The sequence below is a fragment of the Rhodococcus sp. P-2 genome (genome assembly GCF_016598535.1).
Taxonomy (GTDB): domain Bacteria; phylum Actinomycetota; class Actinomycetes; order Mycobacteriales; family Mycobacteriaceae; genus Rhodococcus_F; species Rhodococcus_F baikonurensis.
The window spans coordinates 5,116,054-5,141,019 of the sequence record NZ_CP066779.1 but is presented as its reverse complement, the minus strand read 5'-3'; the positions used below and the strand labels follow the sequence as shown (position 1 = coordinate 5,141,019).

Annotated in this window: 18 protein-coding genes; 14 read left to right on the top strand and 4 right to left on the bottom strand. The window is 64.3% G+C overall.

Annotation, left to right across the window (positions count from 1 at the left end; genetic code table 11):
* Positions 1–4: 4 nt before the first annotated feature.
* The gene (locus I7X09_RS24020; RefSeq protein WP_200314001.1) at positions 5–2,593 is read right to left on the bottom strand and encodes a bifunctional lysylphosphatidylglycerol flippase/synthetase MprF; all 2,589 of its coding nucleotides are present in this window, start codon (positions 2,591–2,593) and stop codon (positions 5–7) included.
* 176 nt (positions 2,594–2,769) lie between these two features.
* On the opposite strand from I7X09_RS24020, the gene I7X09_RS24015 reads away from it, so the two are divergent.
* The 14 genes from I7X09_RS24015 to I7X09_RS23950 all read left to right on the top strand — a co-directional run bounded on the left by I7X09_RS24015 (position 2,770) and on the right by I7X09_RS23950 (position 19,664).
* Positions 2,770–3,183, top strand: a complete 414-nt coding sequence (locus tag I7X09_RS24015) for a BlaI/MecI/CopY family transcriptional regulator (protein WP_003944876.1) — start codon at positions 2,770–2,772, stop codon at positions 3,181–3,183.
* Between the two features lie 25 nt (positions 3,184–3,208).
* Complete coding sequence (locus tag I7X09_RS24010) at positions 3,209–4,162, top strand: M56 family metallopeptidase (protein WP_003944922.1); 954 nt, start codon at positions 3,209–3,211, stop codon at positions 4,160–4,162.
* A 261-nt stretch (positions 4,163–4,423) separates the two neighbouring features.
* Positions 4,424–6,394 carry a DEAD/DEAH box helicase gene (locus tag I7X09_RS24005; protein ID WP_200313999.1) on the top strand — a complete coding sequence of 657 codons (1,971 nt, stop codon included), beginning with the start codon at positions 4,424–4,426 and terminating at the stop codon, positions 6,392–6,394.
* A 217-nt stretch (positions 6,395–6,611) separates the two neighbouring features.
* On the top strand, positions 6,612–8,069 hold the full coding sequence (gene gndA / locus I7X09_RS24000) for an NADP-dependent phosphogluconate dehydrogenase (RefSeq protein ID WP_007730904.1): 1,458 nt from the start codon (positions 6,612–6,614) through the stop codon (positions 8,067–8,069).
* A 62-nt stretch (positions 8,070–8,131) separates the two neighbouring features.
* Positions 8,132–9,634, top strand: a complete 1,503-nt coding sequence (locus tag I7X09_RS23995; protein ID WP_200313997.1) for a DEAD/DEAH box helicase — start codon at positions 8,132–8,134, stop codon at positions 9,632–9,634.
* Between the two features lie 4 nt (positions 9,635–9,638).
* Positions 9,639–10,520 carry a DMT family transporter gene (locus tag I7X09_RS23990; RefSeq protein WP_095970141.1) on the top strand — a complete coding sequence of 294 codons (882 nt, stop codon included), beginning with the start codon at positions 9,639–9,641 and terminating at the stop codon, positions 10,518–10,520.
* Positions 10,521–10,523: 3 nt separating this feature from the next.
* Positions 10,524–11,960, top strand: coding sequence for a GuaB1 family IMP dehydrogenase-related protein (locus tag I7X09_RS23985; RefSeq protein ID WP_095970142.1), 1,437 nt, complete (start codon positions 10,524–10,526; stop codon positions 11,958–11,960).
* Positions 11,961–12,271: 311 nt separating this feature from the next.
* Positions 12,272–13,654: a hemolysin family protein gene (locus I7X09_RS23980; protein WP_095970143.1), complete on the top strand. Its 1,383-nt coding sequence runs from the start codon at positions 12,272–12,274 to the stop codon at positions 13,652–13,654.
* Positions 13,647–14,735: a hemolysin family protein gene (locus I7X09_RS23975; protein WP_095970144.1), complete on the top strand. Its 1,089-nt coding sequence runs from the start codon at positions 13,647–13,649 to the stop codon at positions 14,733–14,735. Before I7X09_RS23980 ends, I7X09_RS23975 begins: the two co-directional genes overlap by 8 nt.
* Positions 14,736–14,738: 3 nt before the next feature.
* Positions 14,739–15,617: a 3-methyladenine DNA glycosylase gene (locus tag I7X09_RS23970; RefSeq protein ID WP_200313995.1), complete on the top strand. Its 879-nt coding sequence runs from the start codon at positions 14,739–14,741 to the stop codon at positions 15,615–15,617.
* 18 nt (positions 15,618–15,635) lie between these two features.
* A complete protein-coding gene (locus I7X09_RS23965; protein WP_200313993.1) occupies positions 15,636–16,949 on the top strand; it encodes a CoA transferase in 1,314 nt (437 codons plus the stop codon).
* Between the two features lie 31 nt (positions 16,950–16,980).
* Entirely contained in the window at positions 16,981–17,457 is a 477-nt protein-coding gene (locus tag I7X09_RS23960) for an OsmC family protein (RefSeq protein WP_200313992.1), read from the top strand.
* Positions 17,450–18,484, top strand: coding sequence for a nucleoside hydrolase (locus I7X09_RS23955; protein ID WP_124568598.1), 1,035 nt, complete (start codon positions 17,450–17,452; stop codon positions 18,482–18,484). The genes I7X09_RS23960 and I7X09_RS23955 overlap by 8 nt, the downstream gene beginning before the upstream one ends.
* Before the next feature lie 232 nt (positions 18,485–18,716).
* A complete protein-coding gene (locus tag I7X09_RS23950; protein WP_095970149.1) occupies positions 18,717–19,664 on the top strand; it encodes a sulfite exporter TauE/SafE family protein in 948 nt (315 codons plus the stop codon).
* A 62-nt stretch (positions 19,665–19,726) separates the two neighbouring features.
* Here the strand turns inward: I7X09_RS23950 and meaB are convergent, their stop codons facing one another.
* From meaB to mutA, 3 genes are read right to left on the bottom strand one after another with little or no spacing between them, the layout of a single operon-like run.
* The gene (gene meaB, locus I7X09_RS23945) at positions 19,727–20,719 is read right to left on the bottom strand and encodes a methylmalonyl Co-A mutase-associated GTPase MeaB (protein ID WP_095970150.1); all 993 of its coding nucleotides are present in this window, start codon (positions 20,717–20,719) and stop codon (positions 19,727–19,729) included.
* A 17-nt stretch (positions 20,720–20,736) separates the two neighbouring features.
* Complete coding sequence (gene scpA, locus I7X09_RS23940; protein ID WP_095970151.1) at positions 20,737–22,989, bottom strand: methylmalonyl-CoA mutase; 2,253 nt, start codon at positions 22,987–22,989, stop codon at positions 20,737–20,739.
* Entirely contained in the window at positions 22,986–24,881 is a 1,896-nt protein-coding gene (gene mutA / locus I7X09_RS23935; protein WP_166810192.1) for a methylmalonyl-CoA mutase small subunit, read from the bottom strand. Before mutA ends, scpA begins: the two co-directional genes overlap by 4 nt.
* Positions 24,882–24,966 lie beyond the last annotated feature (85 nt).

Genomic DNA, 24,966 nt, shown 5'->3' with positions numbered 1-24,966 from the left:
CGAATCAGCGACCCAGAATCGTCCGAACGAGTTTGAAACCTTGACCGATCGTCACGGTCGGCAGGTATGCCCGTCCGACCGCGTTGCCGATGCTCGGCAACGCGGCTGGATCGGCGAAAGTCATGTGCATCGGCACGTACCGAGGCTGGAACTTCGATTTGAAGGCCAACAGCGATCGAAATCCGTACACCGGTTCCAGGGTGCGACCGAGTAGGTCGAGCACGCTGTCCATCATTGCCGAGAAGGTCGTGGCCTCAGGTTCGTCTGCGTTGGTCGCGGCTGAGTCCGTACCGGAGTCGCCGGCAATGGTCGCCAACGGCGCGCCGGACAGACTGAGGAACTCGACGCCCTCCTCCTCCAATTTGAGTGCAGCGGAAGCGATGAGGAACTCCATCGCGGGACGGAACCCTTCGGAGCGTCGCCTCATGAAGTCGAGGGTCCAGCCGACGACTTTGCCGTCGCGGTACACCGGTAGCCATGACGTGACACCGTGCACGGTGCGATCCTCGTCGACGGCAATCAGGCACCGCACTTGTTCGTCGTCGACCTCGTCGAGTCCCCCGAGAGTGAATCCCATCTCGGGCATCCCCTTGTCCGCTACCCATTCTTCCGAGATCGCGACGATCTGATCCTTGATCGCGAGAGGTGCATGAGGGAAGGAAATCCACTCGGCGGAGATACCGGACTTCTTCGCCCGGTTCAGTGCGGTGCGCACGTCCTGGAACCGCTTGCCCGTGAACGCGATTCCGCCCAGATCGAGGACCGTTTCCTCGGCGACCTGTAGACCGCTCCAGCCCATGGAATCGGTGATGGTGCGCGCCTCGTCCGTCACCGAATAGAAGCACGGTATCCACCCGTTCGACGACGCGAACTCGGCGAACTCCTCGATCGCTGCGCGCATGCGATCGGGAGGACCGACCGGATCACCAGTGGTGAGAGCAACGCCGCCGATGACGCGATACGCGACGTAACTCGAACCGTCCGCGCTGAACCAGTAGGTGTTCCCCTTCCACGTCGTCATCCACGACAACGGGCTGCCGGTACCGGCGATCAACATAGATCGCGCTCGTTCGGCGGCTTCGGGATCGGCGGTCTTGACCGGCTTGAGGAAACTCACGAAAACCAACACGGCGGCAACGCCCCAGAACACGACGCCGGTCCATTCGAAGAGCAACGTCGACTCGATGTCCACGGGAAGCAGGCGCGGGTCGATCAACTGTAGGTACACCGGCGGTACGAGGCGCTGAGGGAAGTCCGCGAGCAACATCGCGACCGTCGGCTCGCGGTCGAACCCGTGCCTGGCGAGCATTCCGCCGCCCACGTAGATCACGGCGAGGACCCCGAGCAACGCCACGATCGCAACGCCCAGACGCCGGTACGTCTTGGCCGGTGCCGCCACGTCGAAGTATCGACGTGTGGAGATTAACAGGATCAGCACGAACAGCGGCGTCAGGAACGGCACCAGAGTGCGGTACACGTTCGGATCACTGATTCCGTAGAACAGGCTGTCGCTGTCCACGGCGTCGACGAACCTGATGACGAAGTTCCCGATCGAGAGGACCAGTAGGACGACCTGAGCGCAGACAGTCGCAATCCAGGCGAATCTTCGGCCTCGACGGAGCCCGTCACTCAATACCAGAACGAAAATCGACGGCATCAACGAGAGCAGAGTCGGCCCGATGCCCGAAAGTCTCAGCTCGAGTAGGCCGCGTCGGCAGTCCGGATCCGACGCCGACTCGGCGCACAGCTCGCGAACTTCTGCGACCGTCCAGGGAACGCCGCGGAAGAGATCCCGCAGCACGGCGAGTGGGCCCACCGCTTGCGGGGACAGCGCGGCGATCATCGGTCCGATCGCACTGGCCGCCACGACGATGGCGACGAGAACGCGACCTTCCCTCTGGGTCCCGGCGATGCGCTCGCCGCGAGCCGACCGTCCCACGATCCACTGCCCGATCACCAGCCCTACGACCGCGGCGAAGAACCTGATGACGTCTTGCAGCTGGCCGCTGAACAACGCCAAGGTGATGGTCAAGGCCAGGGTGCCGACGCGGATGCGTCGACGCCACAAAGTGCCCATGTTCGAGCTGGCGGCCATCGCGGCGCCGACGATCCACGCACTCGCGCCGACAGCAGAGCCGACGTGTAGACGGAATCCCCAGTTGGAATCGAACACCTTCACGAACGAAGCCCAGCCGAGTCCGAGGAGAACACCGAGAATCTGGGTGCTCGCTCCGGCAATTGCGAGCTTGACCGTTCCCATCCGCCGCTCGAGGGGTGCCGCGACAGCGATCAGGAGCACACTCGCACCGATGTACCCGAGCAGGTTTCCTGCCCACAGAGCAGAGGTGAGCGGAGTCCAGATACGTCCGTGCTGGATCGAACCCATTCCCGCACCGATCGTGTGCTCGAGATCGCGGGACGGTCCGTGTACGAGGCTGCCGGTGGCAGCACCCAGGATCCACATGGTGAGAAGGAGGACGACCGTCAACGGTGCATCGCGGATGCCGAAACGAACAATGTCGGCAGCCTTCTGCGCAAGTGCCCGTATCCGTGATGTCGATTCCGTGGTGCCCGGCGAACTGTCGATCGTCATCTACGTGCGGCTACTTTCTGCGGATCGACTGTGGGCTTGCCCAGTATCGGCATTTCTGTCTACTCACACCACCGTAACCGTCATGCAGATCACTATGGCCAATACCACACCCCTGCGGAGACGGTTACTACTACCAGTAGTACGTATTTCGTCGTGGAAGTCCGTAGAATCGAAGAATGGCAGGTCTAGGTGAACTCGAACGCGCGGTGATGGATCATTTGTGGTCCACATCGGAACCGCAAACTGTGCGACAGGTGCATGAGGCACTCGCGACGCATCGCGAATTGGCGTACACGACGGTGATGACCGTTCTGCAGCGCCTGGCGAAGAAGCATCTGGTGATTCAGCAGCGTGACGATCGCGCGCATCGCTATCTTCCCGTCAACAAGCGCGAAGAACTGGTCGCGAGCCTGATGGTCGACGCACTGGCTCAGGCTCCCGAGTCCGGCGGACGCGCTGCGGCACTTGTCCACTTCGTGGGACAGGTCAATGCAGACGAAGCCGATGCTCTCCGCGAAGCTCTTGCTGCCCTCGAGGTGCGCGAGTCCGCGAAAAAGGCTGCGCAGCCCGGAATTTCTAGGCCGAACTGATTTCGTCGTGCATGATGTGTAGGACATGAACGCCACTACTGCGCTGGTTTTCGGACTGCTTGCCTTGTTGCTGGCCGGTCCGGTTCCCGCACTCCTGAGCCGCTCCACGTGGCCTTACCGCGCTCCACGCGCGGCTTTGGTTCTGTGGCAAGCCGTCGCAATTGCTGCGGTGTTGTCGGCATTCAGCTCGGGCCTGGCCATTGCCAGCCAGCTGCTCGTTCCCGGCGCCGACGGTAGGCCGACGACGGCTCCGACTGCCGAGATCGATGCACTCGGGTTGCCACTGTGGATTCTGTACGTGGTTGTTTTTGCTCTGACGCTCCTGATCGGCGCCAAGCTGATCTTCTCGATCATCCAGGTCGCGGTCAGGACCCGACGACGCCGTGCACGGCACCGCGTCTTGGTAGACCTTCTCGACGACTGTGCCATGCCCGCCTCGGTGGAACGCACACCCGACCTGCGAGTGTTGGACGTGGACGAACCGATCGCCTACTGCCTACCGGGCCTGCGCCAACGCGTGGTTCTCAGTCAAGGCACTTTGCAGAACCTCGATCATGCCGAGGTCAAGGCCATCCTGACGCACGAACGCTCACATTTGCGGGCGCGTCACGACCTGGTACTCGAGGCGTTCACCGCTGTCAATCACGCGTTTCCCCGTTTCGTCCGTAGCAAGTCGGCTCTGGGATCGGTACAGCTCCTGGTGGAGTTGCTCGCCGACGATTCAGCTGTGCGCGCCACCGGCCCTACTCCCCTGGCGCGAGCCCTGGTCGCGTGTGCCGGATCGACAGCACCCCGCGGAGCGATGGCAGCAGGTGGTCCGTCGACGCTCATTCGAGTGCAGCGCCTCTCCGCTGACGATGCCGATCCTCGGATCGCAGTTTTTGCGTATCTGGGGGCGGTTGCAATTCTTGTGGTGCCCACCGTGGCGGTAGCAGTGCCCTGGCTCACCGAACTTCGCCTGCTTTTCAACGCATACTGAGTCTTGACCAGCGCAACCACGTGTAGTAGTGCAGGTCACAGGCGGGGTTACCTGACTTCGGTGTCGCCGGTGGCGTAGAGTGGACCACGGCCACCATCGTGGTCCGTCAACATATAACGGCACACAGCCCAATTCCCCGCAGTATGCGTTCGGATTGCCAGGTGACATGTGCCCTGGCTCGTCCCTTTGCGAACTGTGTCGTGTATTTCAGCATGGCTTCTTCCGCTCCGCGACGTGCCCGTAGTCCGGAGAGGTTTCCGCGTGACCAACGCTGTCCAAATGTCGTCTTCCGAGAACATCGAAGACCCCACCGTCAACACCCCCGCTGCCGAAGAAGCAGTCGCCACCGAGCCGGGTATCACCTTCGCCGAGATCGGCCTGCCCGAGCAGCTTGTTGCCGCATTGGCGCGCAACTCCATCACCGTTCCGTCTCCCATTCAGGCGCAGTCCATCCCGGACGCGCTCGCCGGAACCAACGTTCTCGGCCGCGCACAGACCGGATCGGGCAAGACTCTCGCCTTCGGCCTGCCGATGCTGACCCGCCTCTCGCGCCACGAAGATCGCCCGGCCGCCAAGCGTCCCCGCGCTCTCGTGCTCGTCCCCACCCGTGAGCTTGCTTTCCAGGTGGTCGACTCCCTGAACTCGTATGCCGGTGCACTCGGACTGACGGTTCGTCCCGCTGTCGGTGGAACGCCCTTCGCCAAGCAGGTCGATCAGCTTCGCCGCGGCGTCGACGTCCTCGTCGCAACGCCGGGTCGTCTCGGCGACCACCTGCGTCAGGGCACCTGCATCCTCGACTCGGTGGAAATCACCGCACTCGACGAAGCCGACCAGATGGCGGACATGGGCTTCCTGCCCGAGGTTCGCTCGATCCTCGGTGAGACCCCCGCAGACGGACAGCGCCTGCTGTTCTCGGCGACCCTCGACCGTGAGGTCCAGTCGCTGGTTCGTCAGTTCCTGGCCAACCACGTCACCCACTCCACCGAAGACGGCCGCGCGAGCGTCGACACGATGGAGCACTACGTCCTCCTCGTCGACCGTGGACAGAAGGATTCCGTCCTCGCCGAGATCGGTGCCCGTGACGGACGCACGATCATGTTCGCCCGCACCAAGCTCGGTTGCGAGGGAATCACCGACCGCCTCCGTGCAGTCGGTATCGCTGCCGAGTCGCTTCACGGCGGCAAGGCCCAGAACCAGCGCACCCGCGTCCTCGAGCGTTTCAAGAACGGCCGCACCCCGGTCCTCGTCGCGACGGACGTCGCAGCGCGCGGTATCCACGTCGACGGCATCGACCTCGTCGTTCACGTCGATCCCCCGGCCGATCACAAGGACTACCTGCACCGCGCAGGTCGTACCGCGCGCGCCGGCGAGAAGGGCACCGTTGTCGCCATCGTGCTGCCCAACCAGAAGCGTCAGTTCAAGCGTTTGACCGGAATGGCCGGCGTCAACGCCGCAGCCGTTGCTGTCACCCCGGGTTCTGCTGAACTGGCACGCATCACCGGCGCCAAGAAGCCGACCGGAGAACCGTTGCGCGAGAGCTCTTCTCGTGGCGAGCGCTCCTTCGGTGATCGTGGCGGAAGCCGCGGCGGCTACCAGGGCAACCGCGCCTCCGGTGGATACCAGGGCAACCGCTCCTCGGGTGGATACCAGGGCAATCGTGACGGCGAGAGCCGCGGCGGATACCAGGGTGACCGCTCCAGCGGTGGTTACCAGGGCAACCGCGACAGCCGCCCCTCTACCGGATACCAAGGAAACCGCTCGTCGGGTGGATACCAGGGAAGCCGTGACGGCGAGAGCCGCGGCGGATACCAGGGCAACCGTTCTTCCGCCGGATACCAGGGTGACCGCTCCAGCGGTGGTTACCAGGGCAACCGCGACAGCCGCCCGTCCTACGGAGACCGCGACAGTCGCCCGTCGACGGGCTACCAGGGCAACCGCTCTTCCGGTGGTGGCTACCAGGGAAGCCGCGACGGCGAGAGCCGCGGCGGTTACCAGGGCAACCGCTCTTCCGGTGGTGGCTACCAGGGCAACCGCGACAACAACCGCTCGTACGGTGATCGCGACAGCCGCCCCTCGACCGGTTACCAGGGCAACCGCTCCTCCGGTGGATACCAGGGCAATCGTGACGGTGGCGACAACCGCGCAGCCTCGACCAGTGGTGGTGGCTTCCGCAGCCGCACCGACCGTCGTAGCTATGACGGATTCGACGGCCCGAAGCGCGATCAGCGGTAATACCTACGCTGAGCTGCGGCTCGACAACTGAACACTGAGAACCTTCCGGCTGCGCCGGAAGCTGTATCGAGACGGATGCAGGTCACTGCAATTAAAGTGATCTGCATCCGTGTTTTGTATGCACGGTCTGATGTTCACGCGCGTCGCGGCCGCACAGTTTCCGGCTGCGCACAGCGCAGGATTTCACAGCCGCGGACCGAGAGGGAAAGCTGTAAGCATGTCAACCACTAGCACCGAATCACCCCGAGCTCAGATCGGCGTCACCGGCCTGGCCGTCATGGGTTCGAATATTGCCCGCAATTTCGCCCGCCACGGTCACACCGTTGCCCTGCACAACCGCAGCATCGCGAAGACCGATGCTTTGATCGCCGAGCATGGTTCCGAGGGCGATTTCGTGCGCACCGAGACCGTCGAAGAGTTTGTTGCCGCACTGCAGAAGCCGCGACGCGTTCTGATCATGGTCAAGGCAGGCGCCCCGACCGATGCTGTCATCGAAGAGCTCGCGAACGCCATGGAGCCCGGCGACATCATCATCGACGGCGGCAACTCGCTGTACACCGACACGATCCGTCGTGAAGCAGCGATCCGTGCCCGCGGACTGCACTTCGTCGGCGCTGGTATCTCCGGTGGCGAGGAAGGCGCACTCAACGGCCCGTCGATCATGCCCGGCGGCCCGAAGGAGTCGTACGAGGCTCTCGGCCCGCTTCTCGAGTCCATCTCCGCTCACGTCGACGGCACCCCGTGCTGCACGCATATCGGCCCCGACGGCAGCGGTCACTTCGTCAAGATGGTGCACAACGGCATCGAGTACGCCGACATGCAGCTCATCGGCGAGGCGTACAACCTCTTCCGTGACGCGCTGGGCTACGACGCCGGTCAGGTCGCGGACGTCTTCACCGAGTGGAACAAGGGCACGCTCGAGTCCTACCTGATCGAGATCACCGCCGAGGTGCTCCGCCAGGTCGACGCCGAGACGGGCAAGCCGTTGGTCGACGTCATCGTCGACGCTGCCGAGCAGAAGGGCACGGGCCGCTGGACGGTCAAGTCCGCTCTCGATCTGGGTGTACCGGTCACCGGTATCGCCGAGGCCGTGTTTGCTCGCGCACTGTCCGGTAGCCGCAACCAGCGCGCCGCAGCTCAGGCGCAGGGTCTGGCTGCCGGTTCTCTCGGCGACAAGCCTGCTGACGCCGAGCAGTTCGCCGCCGACATCCAGGCAGCGCTGTACGCGTCGAAGATCGTGGCATACGCGCAGGGCTTCGATCAGATCGCTGCCGGCAGCGCCGAGTACGACTGGAACCTCAAGCCTGCCGACCTGGCAACGATCTGGCGCGGTGGCTGCATCATCCGTGCGCAGTTCCTCAACCGCATCAAGGATGCATTCGACGCAGATCCGAGCCTGCCGAGCTTGATCCTGGCGCCGTACTTCCGCGAGGCCATCGAGGCAGGCATCGACAGCTGGCGCCGCGTGGTCGCCACCGCGACGATGCTCGGCATTCCGGTACCGGCGTTCGCATCCTCGCTCTCGTACTACGACGGTCTGCGTGCGGAGCGTCTGCCGGCTGCCCTGACTCAGGGTCAGCGCGACTTCTTCGGCGCGCACACCTACGAGCGCATCGACAAGCCGGGCAAGTTCCACACGCTGTGGAGCGGTGACCGCAGCGAAATCGAGGCCTGATTCACAGCGGGTATCGGTAGTTGCGGTCATCTGCCTCTACCGATACCCGGTAGCCTGGACAAATGCAGGAATCGACGATCGACTCGCCCACCTCGACCGAAGGGCGTTCGTTCGTCGACCTCGGAATCCCCGCCGTGATGGTGCACGCGTTGCGCCGAAACGGCATCGACGCTCCCTTCCCCATTCAGTCGGCCACCATCCCTGACGTCCTTGCCGGCCGGGATGTTCTCGGGCGCGGCGCGACGGGTTCCGGAAAGACCTTGGCCTTCGGGCTTCCGATGTTGGTGCGCCTCAAGGGCGGGGCCAGCAAGCGGAATCGTCCGCGCGGTTTGGTGCTCGCTCCCACCCGCGAACTGGCGATCCAGATTCACAAAGCACTCGACGACGCCGCTACCGAGATCGGTTTGCGTGTGGCCAATGCGGTCGGTGGCGTTCCGATCAAGCGCCAGGCAGACATCCTGACCAGAGGTGTCGATCTACTCATCGCGACCCCAGGCCGTCTACTCGACCTACTCGAGCAGAAGTCGGTGATTCTCGACGACGTGGTGATCACGACCATCGACGAAGCCGACCACATGGCAGACATGGGTTTCATCGACGAGGTCGCGAAGATTCTCGACACGACACCGAAAGATGGTCAGCGTCTTCTCTTCTCGGCAACCCTCGACGGCAAGGTCGACGATCTGGTCGCGGGTTACCTGCGCAATCCGGCATCGCACTCGACTGCTCCCCCGGTTGCCACCGTCTCGACCATGGAGCATCACCTGCTCTTCGTCGATCGTGACGACAAGAGATCCGTTGTCGCACATATCGCTTCACGGGCGGGGCGGACCATCATGTTCGTCAAGACCAAGCACGGCGTGGATCGTCTTGCGCAGCAACTGCATTTGATCGGTGTCTCGGCCGGGGCTCTGCACGGCGGCAAGACACAGAACAACCGGACCAAGACTCTCGCGTCGTTCTCCGACGGGACAACTCCTGTCCTGGTCGCCACCGACGTGGCAGCCCGCGGAATCCATGTGGACGACGTGACGCTCGTGGTTCACGTCGATCCCCCGGCCGAGGCGAAGGACTACCTGCACCGGGCCGGCCGGACGGCACGCGCCGGCGAATCGGGCGTCGTCGTCACCATCGTCACCGACGAAGAACGTGATGCGGTCGAGAAGTTGACCAAGCAGGCAGGCATCAAGGTTCACGGTGTGCGGGTTCGTCCGGACGATCTGGAACTCACGCGCATCACCGGAGCGATGGAACCGACGGGAATTCCGGTCGAGGCTCCCGATACGACGGTCGCCGTCAAGCACACCGCCAAGCGTGGCCGTCAGGAACACGACACTGCAGGCCGGACCGCTGCCGGAGGCCGGATGAAGAAGGACGGCGACAAACGAGCCGCCTCCTCGCGTCGGGTCACCGATCCCAAGAGTGTGAAGAAGATCCGTGCGGACGGCACCCCGGTCCCGACTCGTTCGGAGCGTCTGGCGTCCAAGGGCTTGGCTCCGCGTCGCGGCGCACCCGGCGCAGGAAAGCCGTCTGCCGGAAATCGGGCGGGCAAGCGCGCACACTGAGGACATGGGTGATCTTCCACTGATCTCGGTTCTCTGCGCACTTCTCGCTGCACTGCTCTTCGCGTGCGCTTCGGTCGCTCAGCAGCGCGCAGCGTCGGCGGTTCCCGAAGGCGAGGCGTTGGTGGCGTCGCTGATCCGGAGTCCTCGGTGGTGGGCCGGATTGATCGGTGACGGCGGCGGTTACGTCATGCAGGCCGTTGCACTGTCGTTGGGTTCGGTGTTGGTGGTGCAGCCGCTGATCGTGACCTCGCTCTTGTTTGCTCTGCCGCTCTCGGCCAAGTTCTCGGGAATCCGCATCACCCGTTCGGCGTGGTCACTGGCGATCATGCTCGCGATTTCGTTGGCGATCTTCCTCGTGGTCGGCGATCCCACCGAGGGCGACAGCAATGCACCGTGGTCGGATTGGGCTGTACCCCTGACGATCACGGTCGCAGTCGCCGTGATTGCGACCATCGGCGGCCTGTCGAAACTCGACGGCGGTTGGCGCGCACTGCTTCTCGGCTCCGCGGCCGGCATCTTCTACGGTGTGGCGGTCGCATTCACCAAGTACGTCACCGACCTACTCGGACACGGCGTCGTCGGAGTGATTTCGGCGTGGCAGACCTGGGCGCTGATCGCCTCGGGCGCCATCGGGGTCTACCTCCAGCAACGCGCCTTCCAGGTCGGACCGCTGTCGGCGTCGCTACCCGCCCTGACGATCGGCGAGCCGATCGCAGCCATCTTCCTGGGGATGACGGTGCTGGACGAACGCCTCCGCGTGGACGGTCCCGGAATTGCTCTCATCGGGTGCGCCGTCGCCGTCATGATCATGACCACGATCGCCCTCTCCCGCTCCCAAGCGCGCGATACCGAGGGCGCCACGGCGGAATCGACGGTAGGCTCGTGAAACGTGCAGTTCCTCGAAGGGCAACGCCCCCCATACGACCTGACCTACGACGACGTTTTTCTCGTCCCTAACCGGACAGAGGTCACCTCCCGGTTCGACGTCGATCTCACTTCTTCCGACGGATCCGGAACCACCATTCCTGTCGTCGTCGCCAATATGACGGCAGTCGCCGGCCGCCGCATGGCCGAGACAGTTGCCCGCCGCGGCGGACTGGTCATCATTCCGCAGGACGTCCCCACCGAAGCCGTCGCCGAAACCGTGGCGTTCGTCAAGAGCCGCCACCTCGTCGCCGACACGCCGGTCACCCTGAGTCCGGACGACGCCGTCTCCGACGCGCTGGCGCTGCTTCCCAAGCGTGCACACGGCGCCGTCGTGGTGGTCGAAGAGGGCAAGCCACTCGGCGTGGTCACCGAGGCCGCGTGCGCTGACGTCGACCGGTTCACGCGTCTGCGCTCGGTCGCCATCACCGACTTCGTCACAGCCCCGGTCACCGCGACGCCGCGCGAGGTGTTCGAACTCCTCGAAGCCAAGCACGATCCGCTCGCGGTCATCGTCAACGAAGACGGCACTCTTGCCGGCGTCCTCACCCGCACCGGCGCGATTCGTGCCGGCATCTACGACCCTGCAGTCGACGAGCGCGGCGCACTCCGGGTCGCTGCGGCGGTCGGTGTGAACGGCGACGTGGGCGCCAAGGCCAAGGCACTCGTCGACGCCGGTGCCGACGTGATCGTCGTCGACACGGCGCACGGTCACCAGCAGAGAATGATCGATGCGCTGACCACGCTCAAGGCGCTCGACCTCGGCGTTCCGTTGGTCGCAGGCAACGTGGTCTCGGCACAGGGCACCCGTGATCTGATCGCTGCCGGCGCCGACATCGTCAAGGTCGGAGTCGGGCCGGGCGCCATGTGCACGACCCGCATGATGACCGGCGTCGGACGCCCACAGTTCTCGGCCGTCGCGGAATGTGCGGCTGCGGCGCGCGAGCTCGGCAAGCACGTCTGGGCCGACGGCGGCGTTCGCCACCCCCGCGATGTTGCCCTCGCCCTCGCGGCGGGCGCGTCGAACGTCATGATCGGCTCGTGGTTCGCCGGCACGTACGAGTCCCCCGGCGACCTCAAAGTCGATCAGGCGGGCAACGCGTACAAGGAGAGCTTCGGTATGGCTTCCAAGCGCGCTGTTGCCGCTCGCACAGCCACCGAAACTGCTTTCGATCGCGCCCGTAAGGGATTGTTCGAGGAAGGCATCTCGAGTTCGCGGATGCGTCTCGATCCCGAGCGCCCCGGAGTCGAGGACCTGATCGATCAGATTTGTTCCGGCGTGCGCAGTACCTGCACGTACGCGGGTGCACGCTCACTCGAAGAGCTGCACGAGAAGGCGGTTCTCGGTGTTCAGTCCGCCGCCGGATTCGCCGAAGGACGGCCACTCCCGTCGGGTTGGTGAACCACGTTCTGTGACAGTCGGCGGGTGCTCGGGTCCCTACTCCCGGGCACCCGCCGGTATCATTGGATCCGTAAACAAGAAATAAAACTCGGTCGGGTGCCCTTCGGCGACCCGACCGAGCCCGCTACAGCCGAGAAATCCTCGGCTCTGACGAGAGGAACCCGGTGCCCGAGGCACCCACACACTTACCCGGCGCTACACCCGTCGTTTTATCCGAGGAATCGTCTGATTCCGCCGGTTCGGAGGGCTCCTCTAGCGAGCCGGGAGACAAACCCGGCGGCCCCCGTGCACACCTCAGGTGGCGATGACACATGGACATCGTTTTCACCATTCTCAGCCTCTTCGGCTTCATCGCGCTGACTGCAGGCACCGCCCTCTTCGTGGCGGCCGAATTCTCGCTGACTGCTCTCGAGCGCAGCACCGTCGACGAAGCCGCTCGCGACGGCGACCGACGCTCGCGTCAGGTTCAACACGCGCACAAGACGCTCTCGTTCCAGCTCTCCGGTGCCCAACTCGGCATCACGATCACCACCCTGATCACCGGTTACCTGGCCGAGCCCGTTCTGGCGCGGTTCATCACGCCGGTCGCGAAGGCCGTCGGACTCGGTGAATCCGCCGCTTCCACAACGTCTTTGATCTTGGCGCTGGTGCTTGCGACCTCGTTCTCCATGATCTTCGGTGAGCTCGTACCGAAGAACCTCGCAATTTCCAAGCCGATGCCCACTGCTCGCGCGACTGCGGGTCTGCAGGCAGGCTTCTCGCTGATCTTCCGGTGGGCCATCAACGGCCTCAACGGAACCGCCAACTGGATCGTGCGACGCCTGGGCATCGAACCTGCGGAAGAGTTGCGCTCCGCGCGATCACCGCAGGAACTCGGGTCACTCGTTCGTACGTCCGCGCAGCGCGGGTCCATCGACAAGGGCACGGCGATGCTCGTCGACCGTTCACTGCAGTTCGGTGACCGCACCGCAGAAGAGCTGATGACTCCGCGAGTGAAGATCGAATCGCTGGAACTCTCGGACACCGTCGCAGACCTCATCGTGACGGCGTCGCGGACCGGCTACTCGCGCTTCCCCGTCGTCCGCGGCGATCTGGACGACACGGTCGGCGTCGTACACATCAAGCACGCGTTCACCGTTCCCGCGGAACGCAGGCGCACGACGCGCGTCGACAGTCTGGCGCAACGTGTTCCGGTCGTGCCGTCGAGCTTGGACGGAGACACCGTCATGGAGCGGATCCGCTCCGACGGCATGCAGGTCGCTCTTGTCGTCGACGAATACGGCGGAACAGCCGGCATCGTCACGATGGAAGACCTCATCGAGGAAATCGTCGGCGATGTGCGCGACGAACACGACGAACCCGAACTCGACGTACAACGCGTCGGCGACGGATGGTCGTGCTCCGGCCTCTTGCGCATCGACGAGGTCACGTCGGCGACGGGATACACCGCCCCCGAAGGCGACTACGACACCCTCGGTGGGTTGGTGCTCACCGAACTGGGGCGCATCCCCGACGAAGGTGACGAAGTGGAGTTGCCCGATGTCGACTCGTCCGGCGATTCCCGTGGCAAGTGGATCGCGCGGGTGACCAGCATGGACGGCCGTCGTATCGACCGGGTGACTATCACGCCTGTCCCTGCTTACGTCGAACCCGAATCCGCAGACGACGACAAGAAGGAGTCCGACGATGAATAACCTCTTCGGTGTTCTCCTCACCGTCGTGCTGCTTGCCGGCAACGCATTCTTCGTCGGTGCGGAGTTCGCGCTGATCTCCGCACGACGTGACCGCCTCGAGGCACTGGTCGCTCAAGGCAAGAAGCGAGCGCTCACGGTCATCAAGGCCGGTGAGAACCTGTCGCTGATGCTTGCTGCGGCTCAGCTGGGCATCACGATCTGCTCGATCCTCCTCGGTAAGGTCGCGGAGCCTGCCATTGCGCATCTCCTCGAGGTGCCGATGGAAGCCGTGGGCCTTCCCGATGGATTGCTGCACCCGATTTCGTTTGCGATCGCGCTGTCGCTGGTCGTCGTGCTGCACATCCTGCTCGGCGAGATGGTGCCCAAGAACATCGCGTTGGCGGGCCCCGAGAAGACGGCCATGCTGCTCGTTCCCGTGCATCTGGCCTTCATCAAGATCGCTCGCCCGATCATCGCGTTCTACAACCTCTGCGCAAACGGAGTGCTGAAGCTCCTGCGCGTCGAGCCGAAGGACGAACTCGACGTCACGGTCTCTGCCGTGGAATTGTCGGCGATGATCGGTGAATCGCGATCCGAAGGTCTGATCGACGCCGAAGAACACAGGCGATTGAAGCAGGCACTCGAATCGACCGATCGCACCGTCTCCGAGGTCCTGATCACTCTCGACAAGGTGCGGACCATTCCCCTCACGCCGTCGGGAACAACACTGGGTGAGATCGAGCGCGCGGTCATCGAGACCGGATACTCCCGTTACCCGGTGCGAGCGAGCGACGGATCTCTGGCCGGGTACGTGCACCTCAAGGACGTGCTCGACGAGGTGCTCGACGAAGCCGCCGGGCCGGACACCGTCGTTCCGACGTCGGATATCCGCCCGCTGCCCATCGTTCCGCTCAGCACGCCGCTGGCCGAAGCGTTGGCCGGCCTACGTCGGGCGAGCTCTCATCTCGGCGCAGTCGCGGACGCCGACGGAGTCGTGATCGGTATCGTCGCGCTCGAGGATCTGCTCGAGGAGTACGTCGGAACGGTCCGCGACGGTACCCATCGCGGCACGGATGCTGTTCCCGGACAAAGAAACAGCTGATCGATGACACGTTCGGTGCCTTCACTCGCACTCGCGCAGAGCGAGTGGACGGCTCGGCGGGCACTTCACCTCGAGGAGGTGGAGAAGCTCGTCGAGCCGCACCGAGCGCGTCGGAGCGCCGGTATCTCTCACCCGGTGCACGACTTCCTCTTCACGTACTACAACTTCAAGCCCGCCCAACTGCGCCGCTGGCACCCCGGTTACGGAGTCGCACTCGAGAACGCCGGCGAATACGCAGCCTTCTCCGGCTACCGCGTCGACGATTCGGGTACCGCGACGGTCGACGACTCAGTGCTGGAGCGTCGGCGTCACACAGTCGAATTCGTGTGGAATCTGTTGAATCAGACGTCGGCGCGGCCCGCCGTGCTGGGCTGCTTCGGCCTCCACGAATGGGCGATGGTCTATCGCGGCGGCGAGGACGCGATCCGTCACCAGTCAGTGCCACTGCGGCTGGGGTTCGCCGGTACCGACGCGGTCGTCGAATCCCTGCCACTCAAATGCACGCACTACGACGCGTTCCGGTTCTTCACGCCGGACGCGGCGCCCAAGAACGCGCTCCCTCTTGCCCGGGAAACCCAGGTCGATCACGAACAGCCGGGCTGCCTGCACGCAGGGATGGACCTGTACAAGTGGAGCTTCAAGCTGTTGCCGCTCGTCGATTCGGATCTGGTGATGCAGTGCTTCGAACACGCCCTCCTGGCACGTGAACTCGACATGCGCGCGAGCCCCTACGACCTCGCCGAGTACGGGTACTCCCCCATTCGTATCGAAACTCCCGCGGGCCGCGCCGAATACGTGCGTCAGCAACAAAACCTGGCGGATCGCGCTGCGCCGCTCCGCGATACGCTGGCAGAGAAGTGCCGGGAGCTTCTCGGCCACTGACCTGCCGAAAGGCGTCACATGGATCACGGGTACGGGTTCTATCTCGACGAATACGAACGTGACGTCGGGGTGCACGCCGACGACCGACGCGGGCACATCGAATGCCCGGACTCTGCGGGCTTCCTTGCGGCACACCTGCCGGTGTTCGACCTGGCCGTGGGCTCGGTCGCGGCGTTCGCCTCGGCAATTGACCGATCAGACGGCCAGGTCGACAGGCACTGGAGCCTCGATCCCGAGCGCATCGCCGCGTCCTTCTCGAGCGATCGACTGTTCCGCATCGGCGGCGAACCGATAAGCGGGTTCTCCGAATACTCGGGGTTCTTTGCCGCACGCGACGGTTGGGTCCGCACGCACGGCAACTATCCGCACCATCGCGACCGTCTGCTCAGCATTCTGGAACTCGATCCGACTGCGACCAAGGATGATGTAGCGCAACGGATATCCGAACTCAGCGCCATCGAGATCGAGCAGCAGGCCGCCGAGATCGGAGCCATCGCGGTCCGTGTTCGTACCGAGACCGAATGGCGCATGAGTGAGCAGTGTGCAGCCGCGAGGTCTGCGCCTTTGGTGTCCGTCCGAGCACGCGGCGAAGGGAAAGCCCTCCCGAACTCGGAGCGGTTGCGTGTTCTCGATCTGACTCGGGTCATCGCCGGCCCGGTCGCGACCCGTGCCCTCGCTTTGGTCGGTGCTGACGTTCTGCGGATCGATCCCCCGGCGATCCCCGAGATCGGATGGCAGCACCTCGACAGTGGACAGGGCAAGCGGTCGGCGCTTCTCGACCTGAAATCCTCGGCGGGAGCGGCAGCGTTCCGAGAACTCCTCGAAACCGCAGACGTGCTGGTCACCGGCTACCGGCCCGGCGCCCTCGAAGCGCTCATCGGGCAGGATCTTCCTGCGCACCTGATTCACGGGCGCGTCAGTGCCTGGGGATGGGAAGGTCCGTGGGCGAATCGGCGCGGCTTCGACAGCATCGTGCAGGCCGCGTCCGGTATCTCGTTCCTGGAGGGCGGTGAGAATCCGGGCGCCTTGCCCGCGCAGGCCCTCGACCACTCGACCGGGTACTTCCTGGCAGCGGGGATCCTCGACGCGTTGACGCTGCGCTCGCACGACGGCCGTGGCCGCGATGTCGACGTGTCCCTGGCAAGTACAGGCGCTCGTCTTCTCGACGCACCCGGCCGGACCGTCCATCCCGGTCTACCGACCGCTCCTGGCCTGAATGTTGTTGTCAACCATGGCGACATGACCACCGCACGACCCCCGCTGGCAGAGTTCGAGGACTACCCCGAACCGGCCCGTCCGTGGGGAACGGATCGGGCGGAGTGGGCACACTGAGGGACCGGCACATTCAGGGCAAGATGGACCTGTGAAGTCACATACCTACACACTCGACCTTCAGTGGACGGGCGACCTGGGATCCGGAACGTCCAGCACGCAGACATATTCGCGCAATCATGCAATATCCGCGGTCGGAAAGCCCGAGCTTCTCGGGAGCTCGGATCCCTCGTTCCGCGGCGACGCGCAGCGATGGAACCCCGAGGAACTGCTCGTAGCCTCCCTCGCCCAGTGCCACATGCTCTGGTACCTCGGTCTGGCAGCGGCTTCGGGTGTGGTCGTTCTCGACTACAGCGATCAGCCGGTCGGCAGCATGATCGAGGAATCCGATGGCGGCGGCCAGTTCATCGAAGTGACGTTGAATCCGACGGTGTTGGTAGCCGAGGCGGAGATGGTCGAGACGGCGAAAGAGCTTCACGGCCCCGCACACACGAAATGTTTCATCGCTCGATCGGTGAACTTCCCCGTCCTGCATTCCCCGACGATTCTGGTGGCCACCGATGAGTGACATGCACAAGCTCATCGTCGACGTCGACACCGGTATCGACGACTCGTTGGCGCTTCTCTATCTCCTTGCCAGCTCCGAGGCCGAGATTCTGGGGATAGCGAGCACCGCCGGCAATGTTCCGGTGGAGCAGGTCGCGGCCAACAACCTCAATTGGCTTGCTCTCTGCGGCGCCCCGGACATCGAGGTTGCACTCGGTGCCCGCGAGCCACTGGTCATCCCGCTGCGCACCACCGAGGAGACTCACGGTCCGCAAGGGATCGGGCATGCCGTCCTCCCCGATTCGGGTCGCAAGCTCTCGGTCCGAACAGCCACCGACCTCTGGGTTGATCTCGTCCGTGAGTACCCCGGACAACTCACTGGGCTGGTCACGGGGCCGCTCACCAACCTTGCGCTGGCGATCAGGCGTGAACCCGATCTTCCGTCTCTGCTGAAGCGACTGGTCGTGATGGGTGGGTCGTTCAACTATCCGGGCAACACGACGCCGACCGCGGAGTGGAACGTCTCGGTGGATCCGCACGCCGCCAAGGAGGTGTTCGACGCGTTCTCCGTCGTACCCGCGCACCGGCGCCCGATCATCTGCGGCCTCAACGTCACCGAATCCATCGAGATGTTCCCGGAACATGTGCGTCGGCTCGCGGAAGCTGCCGGGAGCACTCCGGACGAGATCATCTCGCCCGACGACGGCCCCGACGTCCGCAGTTCCGCGTCCAACAGCGTGATCAGGCATATGTCCGACGCGATCCGGTTCTACATGGAGTTCCATCGAGAGTACGACCAGGGATTTCTTGCTCACATGCATGATCCCTTTGCTGCTGCTGTCGCGCTCGACCCGAGGTTGGCGACGCTGAAACCGGCAACGGTGGATGTCGAAACCGAGAGTCCGCTGCTGATCGGAACGACGGTTGCTGACTGGGTCGGGCACTGGAAGCGTGAGCCCAACGCGGACGTCGCCGTCAGCACCGATCCGGCGGAATTCTTCGATCGACTTGTCCACCGAGTGGGAAAGTTCGCCCGCGCCGTGGGTTGATCGAGCTCGGGACCGGTTATGCTCGCATGGACAGAACACCAACGAACGAGAACAGAAGGACCCTGACGTGCAGATTTCCAGCCACGATGCCTCCCCGGCATTTGCGCTCGGATTGATGGCGTTCTGGCCCACTCGTCGTAGCGCATGCTTCGATCAGGCGTGTTGCTGAGCGGCGATTCTCGCTGCCTGCACCCCTGACTTTGTCGCTTCTTCGCTCGGAGTCTGTCTTCTCATGTTCAACCTTCTTTTGTTCACCCTTGTCGGCGTCGGCGCCCAGCTCGTCGACGGCGCCCTCGGCATGGCCTTCGGTGTCACCGCAACCACTCTGCTGATGATCGGTGGCCTCGGTCCGGCTCAGGCCAGCGCCGCTGTTCACCTGGCCGAGGTCGGCACCACCCTCGCTTCGGGTGTGTCGCATTGGAAGTTCAAGAACATCGACTGGAAGCTGGTCGCCAAGCTCGGTGTGCCCGGCGCCGTCGGTGCATTCATCGGCGCCACCGTGCTCTCGGGTCTGTCCACCGAAGCAGCGGTCCCCATCACGGCGACGATTCTGCTGGCAATCGGTGTCTATGTGGCACTTCGCTTTTCGGTCCGCCCACCGGCCGTGGCCGATGCTCGCACCACCCCGCACACTGCACGTTTCCTGTCCCCGCTCGGCCTGTTCGGTGGTTTCATCGATGCATCCGGCGGTGGTGGTTGGGGTCCGATCACCACCAGCACGCTGCTCTCGCGGGGCAAGACCGCGCCGCGCACCGTGATCGGTTCGGTCAGCGCCTCGGAGTTTCTGGTCGCGTCAGCCGCGTCGCTGGGATTTCTTGTCGGATTGGGTCGTGAGTCGGCGGGAAACCTTCTCGTTGTCGCCGGTCTCGCGCTCGGCGGTGTCATCGCAGCACCGTTTGCGGCGTGGCTGGTCAGCCGGGTGCCTGCAACCTTGCTCGGAACAGCGGTGGGCGGCGTGATCGTGTTGACCAACGCGCAGAAGCTGTTCAAATCCTTCGACATCACCGGGGCGGTGACGGTGGCCGGTTACCTGGCCATTCTCGGCGCGTGGGCGGCGTTGCTGTTCTACGCGTGGAAACGGTCCACACTCACCCCGGCCGAGGCAGAAGGCGATTTCACGGGAGTCGAACTCGCTGTCGAGACCGAACTCACCGAGCCTGCGGTCAAGCGCGAACGATAGCTCGTCACAGAAGAAATCCCGGGTATCCGCTGTCGGATACCCGGGATTTCGTTCTTTCCGCTCTAGTTGCTTCCGTCGAACGCGTCGAGAATTCTTCCCGCCGCCAACGCCGCTGTCAGCGAACCGTCACGCACGCTCTGCTCGACGTCGGCCCTGATCGCACGCACCCGATCGTTGCTCGAGAGCCTGCGCAGCAGCTGATCGTTGACCATCGTCCAGGTCCAATCGACCTGTTGCTTGCGACGCTTCTCCTCGAACTGACCTGCTTCGGTGAGCACCTCACGGTGCTTGGTGACAGTTCCCCAGAACTCGTCCAGCCCGATACCTTCGAGACCGCTCATCGTGATGACGGGCGGCTTCCAGATGGCGTCGTGCGGGTAGATCAGGCGAAGCGCTCCCGCAAGTTCGCGGGCAGCACCCTTTGCCTCGCGCTCGTGCTTGCCATCGGCCTTGTTGACCGCCACCAGATCTGCGAGCTCGAGGACACCCTTCTTGATGCCCTGGAGCTGATCACCGGTACGAGCGAGGGTCAGGAAGGTGAAGCAGTCCACCATGTTGGCAACAGTGACCTCGGACTGCCCGACACCCACCGTCTCCACCAGGATGACGTCAAAACCGGCGGCTTCGAGAAGCACGATTGTCTCGCGAGTCGCCTTGGCAACTCCGCCGAGTGTGCCGGACGTCGGTGACGGCCGGATGTACGCGTTCTTCTCGACCGTGAGCCGAGCCATACGCGTCTTATCACCGAGAATCGAGCCACCGGTGCGGGTGGAGGACGGATCGACCGCCAACACCGCAACCCGATGTCCCTTGCCCAGCAAGTACATTCCGAGCGCGTCGATGAACGTCGACTTGCCGACGCCGGGAACGCCGGTGATGCCGATCCGGTGCGCTCCCCCGGCCTCGGGCAGCAACTTCAGCAGAAGCTGCTGCGCGAGCGCTCGGTGGTCGTCACGAGTGGACTCGACGAGGGTGATCGCCCGAGCGAGGCCGGCACGCTCATTTCCGCGCACCGCCTCGGCGAGAGAATCAATGTCGATGGGCTGACGTGCCATCTTCAGTGACCCCCTTCTCAGCTGTGATCGTGACCCAGTTGGGCGGAGAGCTTCTCCAACAATCCGCTGGCAGCGTCGGCGATGACGGTGCCAGGCGGGAAGATGGCAGCAGCGCCGGCCTCGTAGAGTTCGTCGAAGTCACCGGGCGGAATGACGCCGCCGACGACGATCATGATGTCGGGACGACCGGCTGCAGCCAGAGCTTCCCGCAGCGCCGGCACCAAGGTGAGGTGACCGGCTGCCAACGACGACACACCGACTACGTGGACGTCGTTGTCGGCCGCCTGATTGGCGACCTCTTCGGGGGTCTGGAACAGCGGTCCGACGTCGACGTCGAATCCGATGTCCGCGAAGGCCGTGGAGATGACCTTCTGGCCACGGTCGTGACCGTCCTGGCCCATCTTCGCGACGAGAATACGGGGACGACGTCCCTCGTCCTCGGCGAATTTCTCGACCAGTTCCATCGCCTTGCTGATGTTGCTCACCGTTCCTGCCTCGTCGCGGTACACACCACTGATGGTGCGGATCTCGGCCTGGTGGCGTCCGTACACCTTTTCGAGGGCGTCGGAAATCTCGCCGACGGTAGCCATGGCGCGAGCCGCGACGACAGCGAGAGCGAGGAGATTGTTCTCCATGCCGCCTTCGGTGGACGCGGCAGCGCGGGTGAGGTTCGCGAGTGCGGCCTCGACGGCTTCCGGATCACGTTCCGCGCGTAGACGAACGAGCTTCTCGAGCTGTTCTTTGCGCACCTTGGAGTTCTCGACCTTGAGAACCTCGATGGTGTCGACCTCGTCGGGAACGTACTTGTTGACGCCGACGAGCGGCTGCCGGCCGGAGTCGATGCGTGCCTGGGTGCGGGCGGCGGCTTCCTCGATGCGCAGCTTCGGGATGCCTTCGTTGATGGCCTGAGCCATACCGCCGGCTTCCTCGACCTCTTCGATGTGCTTACGAGCCCGGTTGGCGAGCTCGTTGGTCAGCCACTCGACGTAGTACGAGCCACCCCACGGGTCGATGGGACGCACGGTGCCGGACTCCTGCTGCAGCAGCAACTGGGTGTTACGGGCGATGCGGGCGGAGAAGTCCGTCGGCAGCGCAATGGCCTCGTCGAGTGCGTTGGTGTGCAGCGACTGAGTGTGGCCCTGGGTGGCAGCCATGGCTTCGACGCAGGTACGCGGAACGTTGTTGAAGACGTCCTGCGCGGTCAGGGACCAGCCGGAGGTCTGCGAGTGGGTACGCAGCGAGAGCGACTTCGCGCTCTTGGGGTCGAACTTGGCCACCAACTCGGCCCAGAGGAGGCGTCCGGCCCGCAGCTTGGCGACCTCCATGAAGAAGTTCATGCCGATGGCCCAGAAGAAGGACAGGCGAGGTGCGAACTTGTCGATGTCCATACCCGCGTCGAGGCCGGCGCGGATGTACTCGACGCCGTCCGCGAGGGTGTACGCCAGTTCCAGATCGGCCGTCGCTCCGGCTTCCTGGATGTGGTAACCCGAGATCGAGATGGAGTTGTACTTCGGCATTTCCGCACTGGAGTACGCGAAGATGTCCGAGATGATCCGCATGGAGGGCTTGGGCGGATAGATGTAGGTGTTACGAACCATGAACTCTTTGAGGATGTCGTTCTGGATCGTTCCGGCCAGCTTGTCCGGAGTGACACCCTGCTCACCTGCCGCTGCGACGTACAGCGCGAGGATCGGCAGTACAGCGCCGTTCATGGTCATCGAGACCGACACCTGCGAGAGGTCGATTCCGTCGAAGAGCTGACGCATGTCGAGGATGGAATCGATTGCGACACCGGCCATTCCGACGTCGCCGGCGACGCGTGGATGGTCGGAGTCGTAGCCGCGGTGCGTGGCGAGGTCGAAGGCGACCGACAGGCCTTTCTGGCCGGCTGCGAGGTTACGACGGTAGAACGCATTCGACTCCGCGGCAGTGGAGAAGCCGGCGTACTGACGAATGGTCCACGGCTGGTTCACGTACATGGTCGGGTACGGACCACGCAGGAATGGCGCCGCGCCCGGGAAGCTGTCGAGCGGGTAACCGGACTCGGCGGCGGCTGCGCGGTCGGCTGCGGTGTACACCGGCTTGACGTCGATGCCTTCCGGGGTCGACCAGACAACCTGCTCGGCGGCGTAGTTGTTGGCGTTTGCACCCTCTTCGATGAGCGCCTGGGCCTGCTCGACCGACGGCGGTGTGGGTGCCGGAGACTGCGGGTCCTCGAGTGGGACCTCGGCGAAACTGCCGATCACGTGCTTGACCTCTCGTGTCGTCACTTGGAGCTTCCCGTCTCGATGAAGTCGAGCAGTTCGGTCAGAGCCGACACTGCGTCGATGCGGGCGGTGAGGAATCCGTCCGGGCGAGAATCGCCGGTCGCGTCTGCGACTGCCTTTTCCGGTCCGGCCAGCAGCACCTTGGTGATACCGGCGGCGCGAAGTTCGGCGACAGCTGCTGCGGCACTCTCGCCGTAGCGCTTGTCCGTGCCACACAGCACGGCGACGGTGGCACCGGAAGCCTTGACAGCTGCGGAGATCGCCTCGGCGCCCACCTCGAGCGGGCCCGGGTTGACTGCGTCGATACCACCCGAAGCGAGCAGGTTGGACGCAAACGTGGTGCGCACATTGTGTTCTGCGACCGAGCCCAGCGGCGCGAGAAGCGCAGTGGGACGTGCGCCGCCGGCGGCGAGGAACGCATCCGAACGGTCACGAAGTGCTTCGAATGCAGCTGCATAGCGGGCGACGGTCTGACCGGGCTCGACCGCTTCGGCGGACAGCGGTGTTTCGCCGAGGTTCGGGAACTCGTTGACTCCGGTGACCGTGGTTTTGCGATGTGCGATGTCGGAGTCACGCTTTGCTTTGGTGGCAGCGATGCGACCGGAGACGATTCCCGCTTCGAGGGCCGCCAGGTATCCGCCGGCTGCTTCGATCTCCTGGAAGAACTCCCACGCGGTGGCGGCGATCTGCTGTGTCAGGTCCTCGACGTACCAGGATCCGGCAGACGGGTCGAGGACACGGCCCAGGTGTGACTCTTCGAGCAGCAGCAACTGGGTGTTGCGGGCGATGCGTGAAGAGAAGGACTTGCTGACGCCGAGGGTGCCGTCGGCAAGAGCGACGTCGAACGGAAGGACCGTCACCGCGTCTGCTCCGCCGACACCGGCGCCGAATGCGGCGAGGGTGGTGCGCAGCATGTTCACCCAGGGATCACGCTGAGCCATCATCGCGGCGGAGGTGACCGCATGCTGAGGTGCTCCGCCGAAATCGGAAGCGCCGCAAACCTGCGCGATGCGTGCCCACACGAGCCGTGCGGCACGGAACTTCGCGATGGTCTGGAACTGGTCGTCGGTTGCCGAGTAGCGGAAAGCCAACTGCGACAAGGCGGCACCGATGGTCAGGCCACTCTCGGCGGTGAGTGCACGCAGATACTCGAGGCCGGCGGCAATCGCAGCACCGAGTTCTTCGGCATCGCCGGCACCGGCGTTGTGAAACGCCGTGCCGTCGACGGTGATCGCGTGCACGGTTTCCGTACGCGCTGCAGCGAGGGCGGCCAACTCGACGGCGTCGGCAAGTTCGACGTCGGCTGCGCCGGAGAACGAACTGGTCAACGGTGCGGCACCGAGGTGGATGCGGATGCCGGCGCGATCGCTGACGCCGTCACCGGCTTCGGCGCGTGCGTCGAGGAGAGAGAGGAGTGCACGGGCAGCATCGCCTGCCTCCGCGCCTGCGTCGAGCGTCAGCGGCGCGAGATCGAGAAGCACACCCTCGAGCGCAGCGGCGATGTCGGTGACCGGGAGGCCCTTGGCACCGACCTTCAACCACAGTGCACTGACACCGTTTTCGAGAGCGTCGAGGACGCTGCGGTTCGTCTCCGCCGCGGAGGCCGTTCCGAATACAGCGGAGACCAACCAACCGGCATTGACGTCACGGTGAGCATCGACGCCTCGCACGTACGGGAACGTGCCCGGCAGGCTCTGCTCGGGACGCTCGTCGCGTGGGCTGTAGAGCGGTGCGACAGTGACGCCGTCGTATGTGACGGTTTCGAGCAGTTTCTGTGGCTCGGGGCCCAGTTCTGCCGCATCGACTCTGCGGGACTTGGCGAGCACTCCGGCTACGGAGCGCTGCCACTCCGCATATGCCTGCTCGACAGCCTCGGCTTCTGAAGCTAATGACACTGTGTCCGCTCCCTCTCATTTTTTGCGTGAGCGCTTTACCGATAATCGGAATTGTTCGTTAGTTCTGTGATGCTAACCCGCCTCT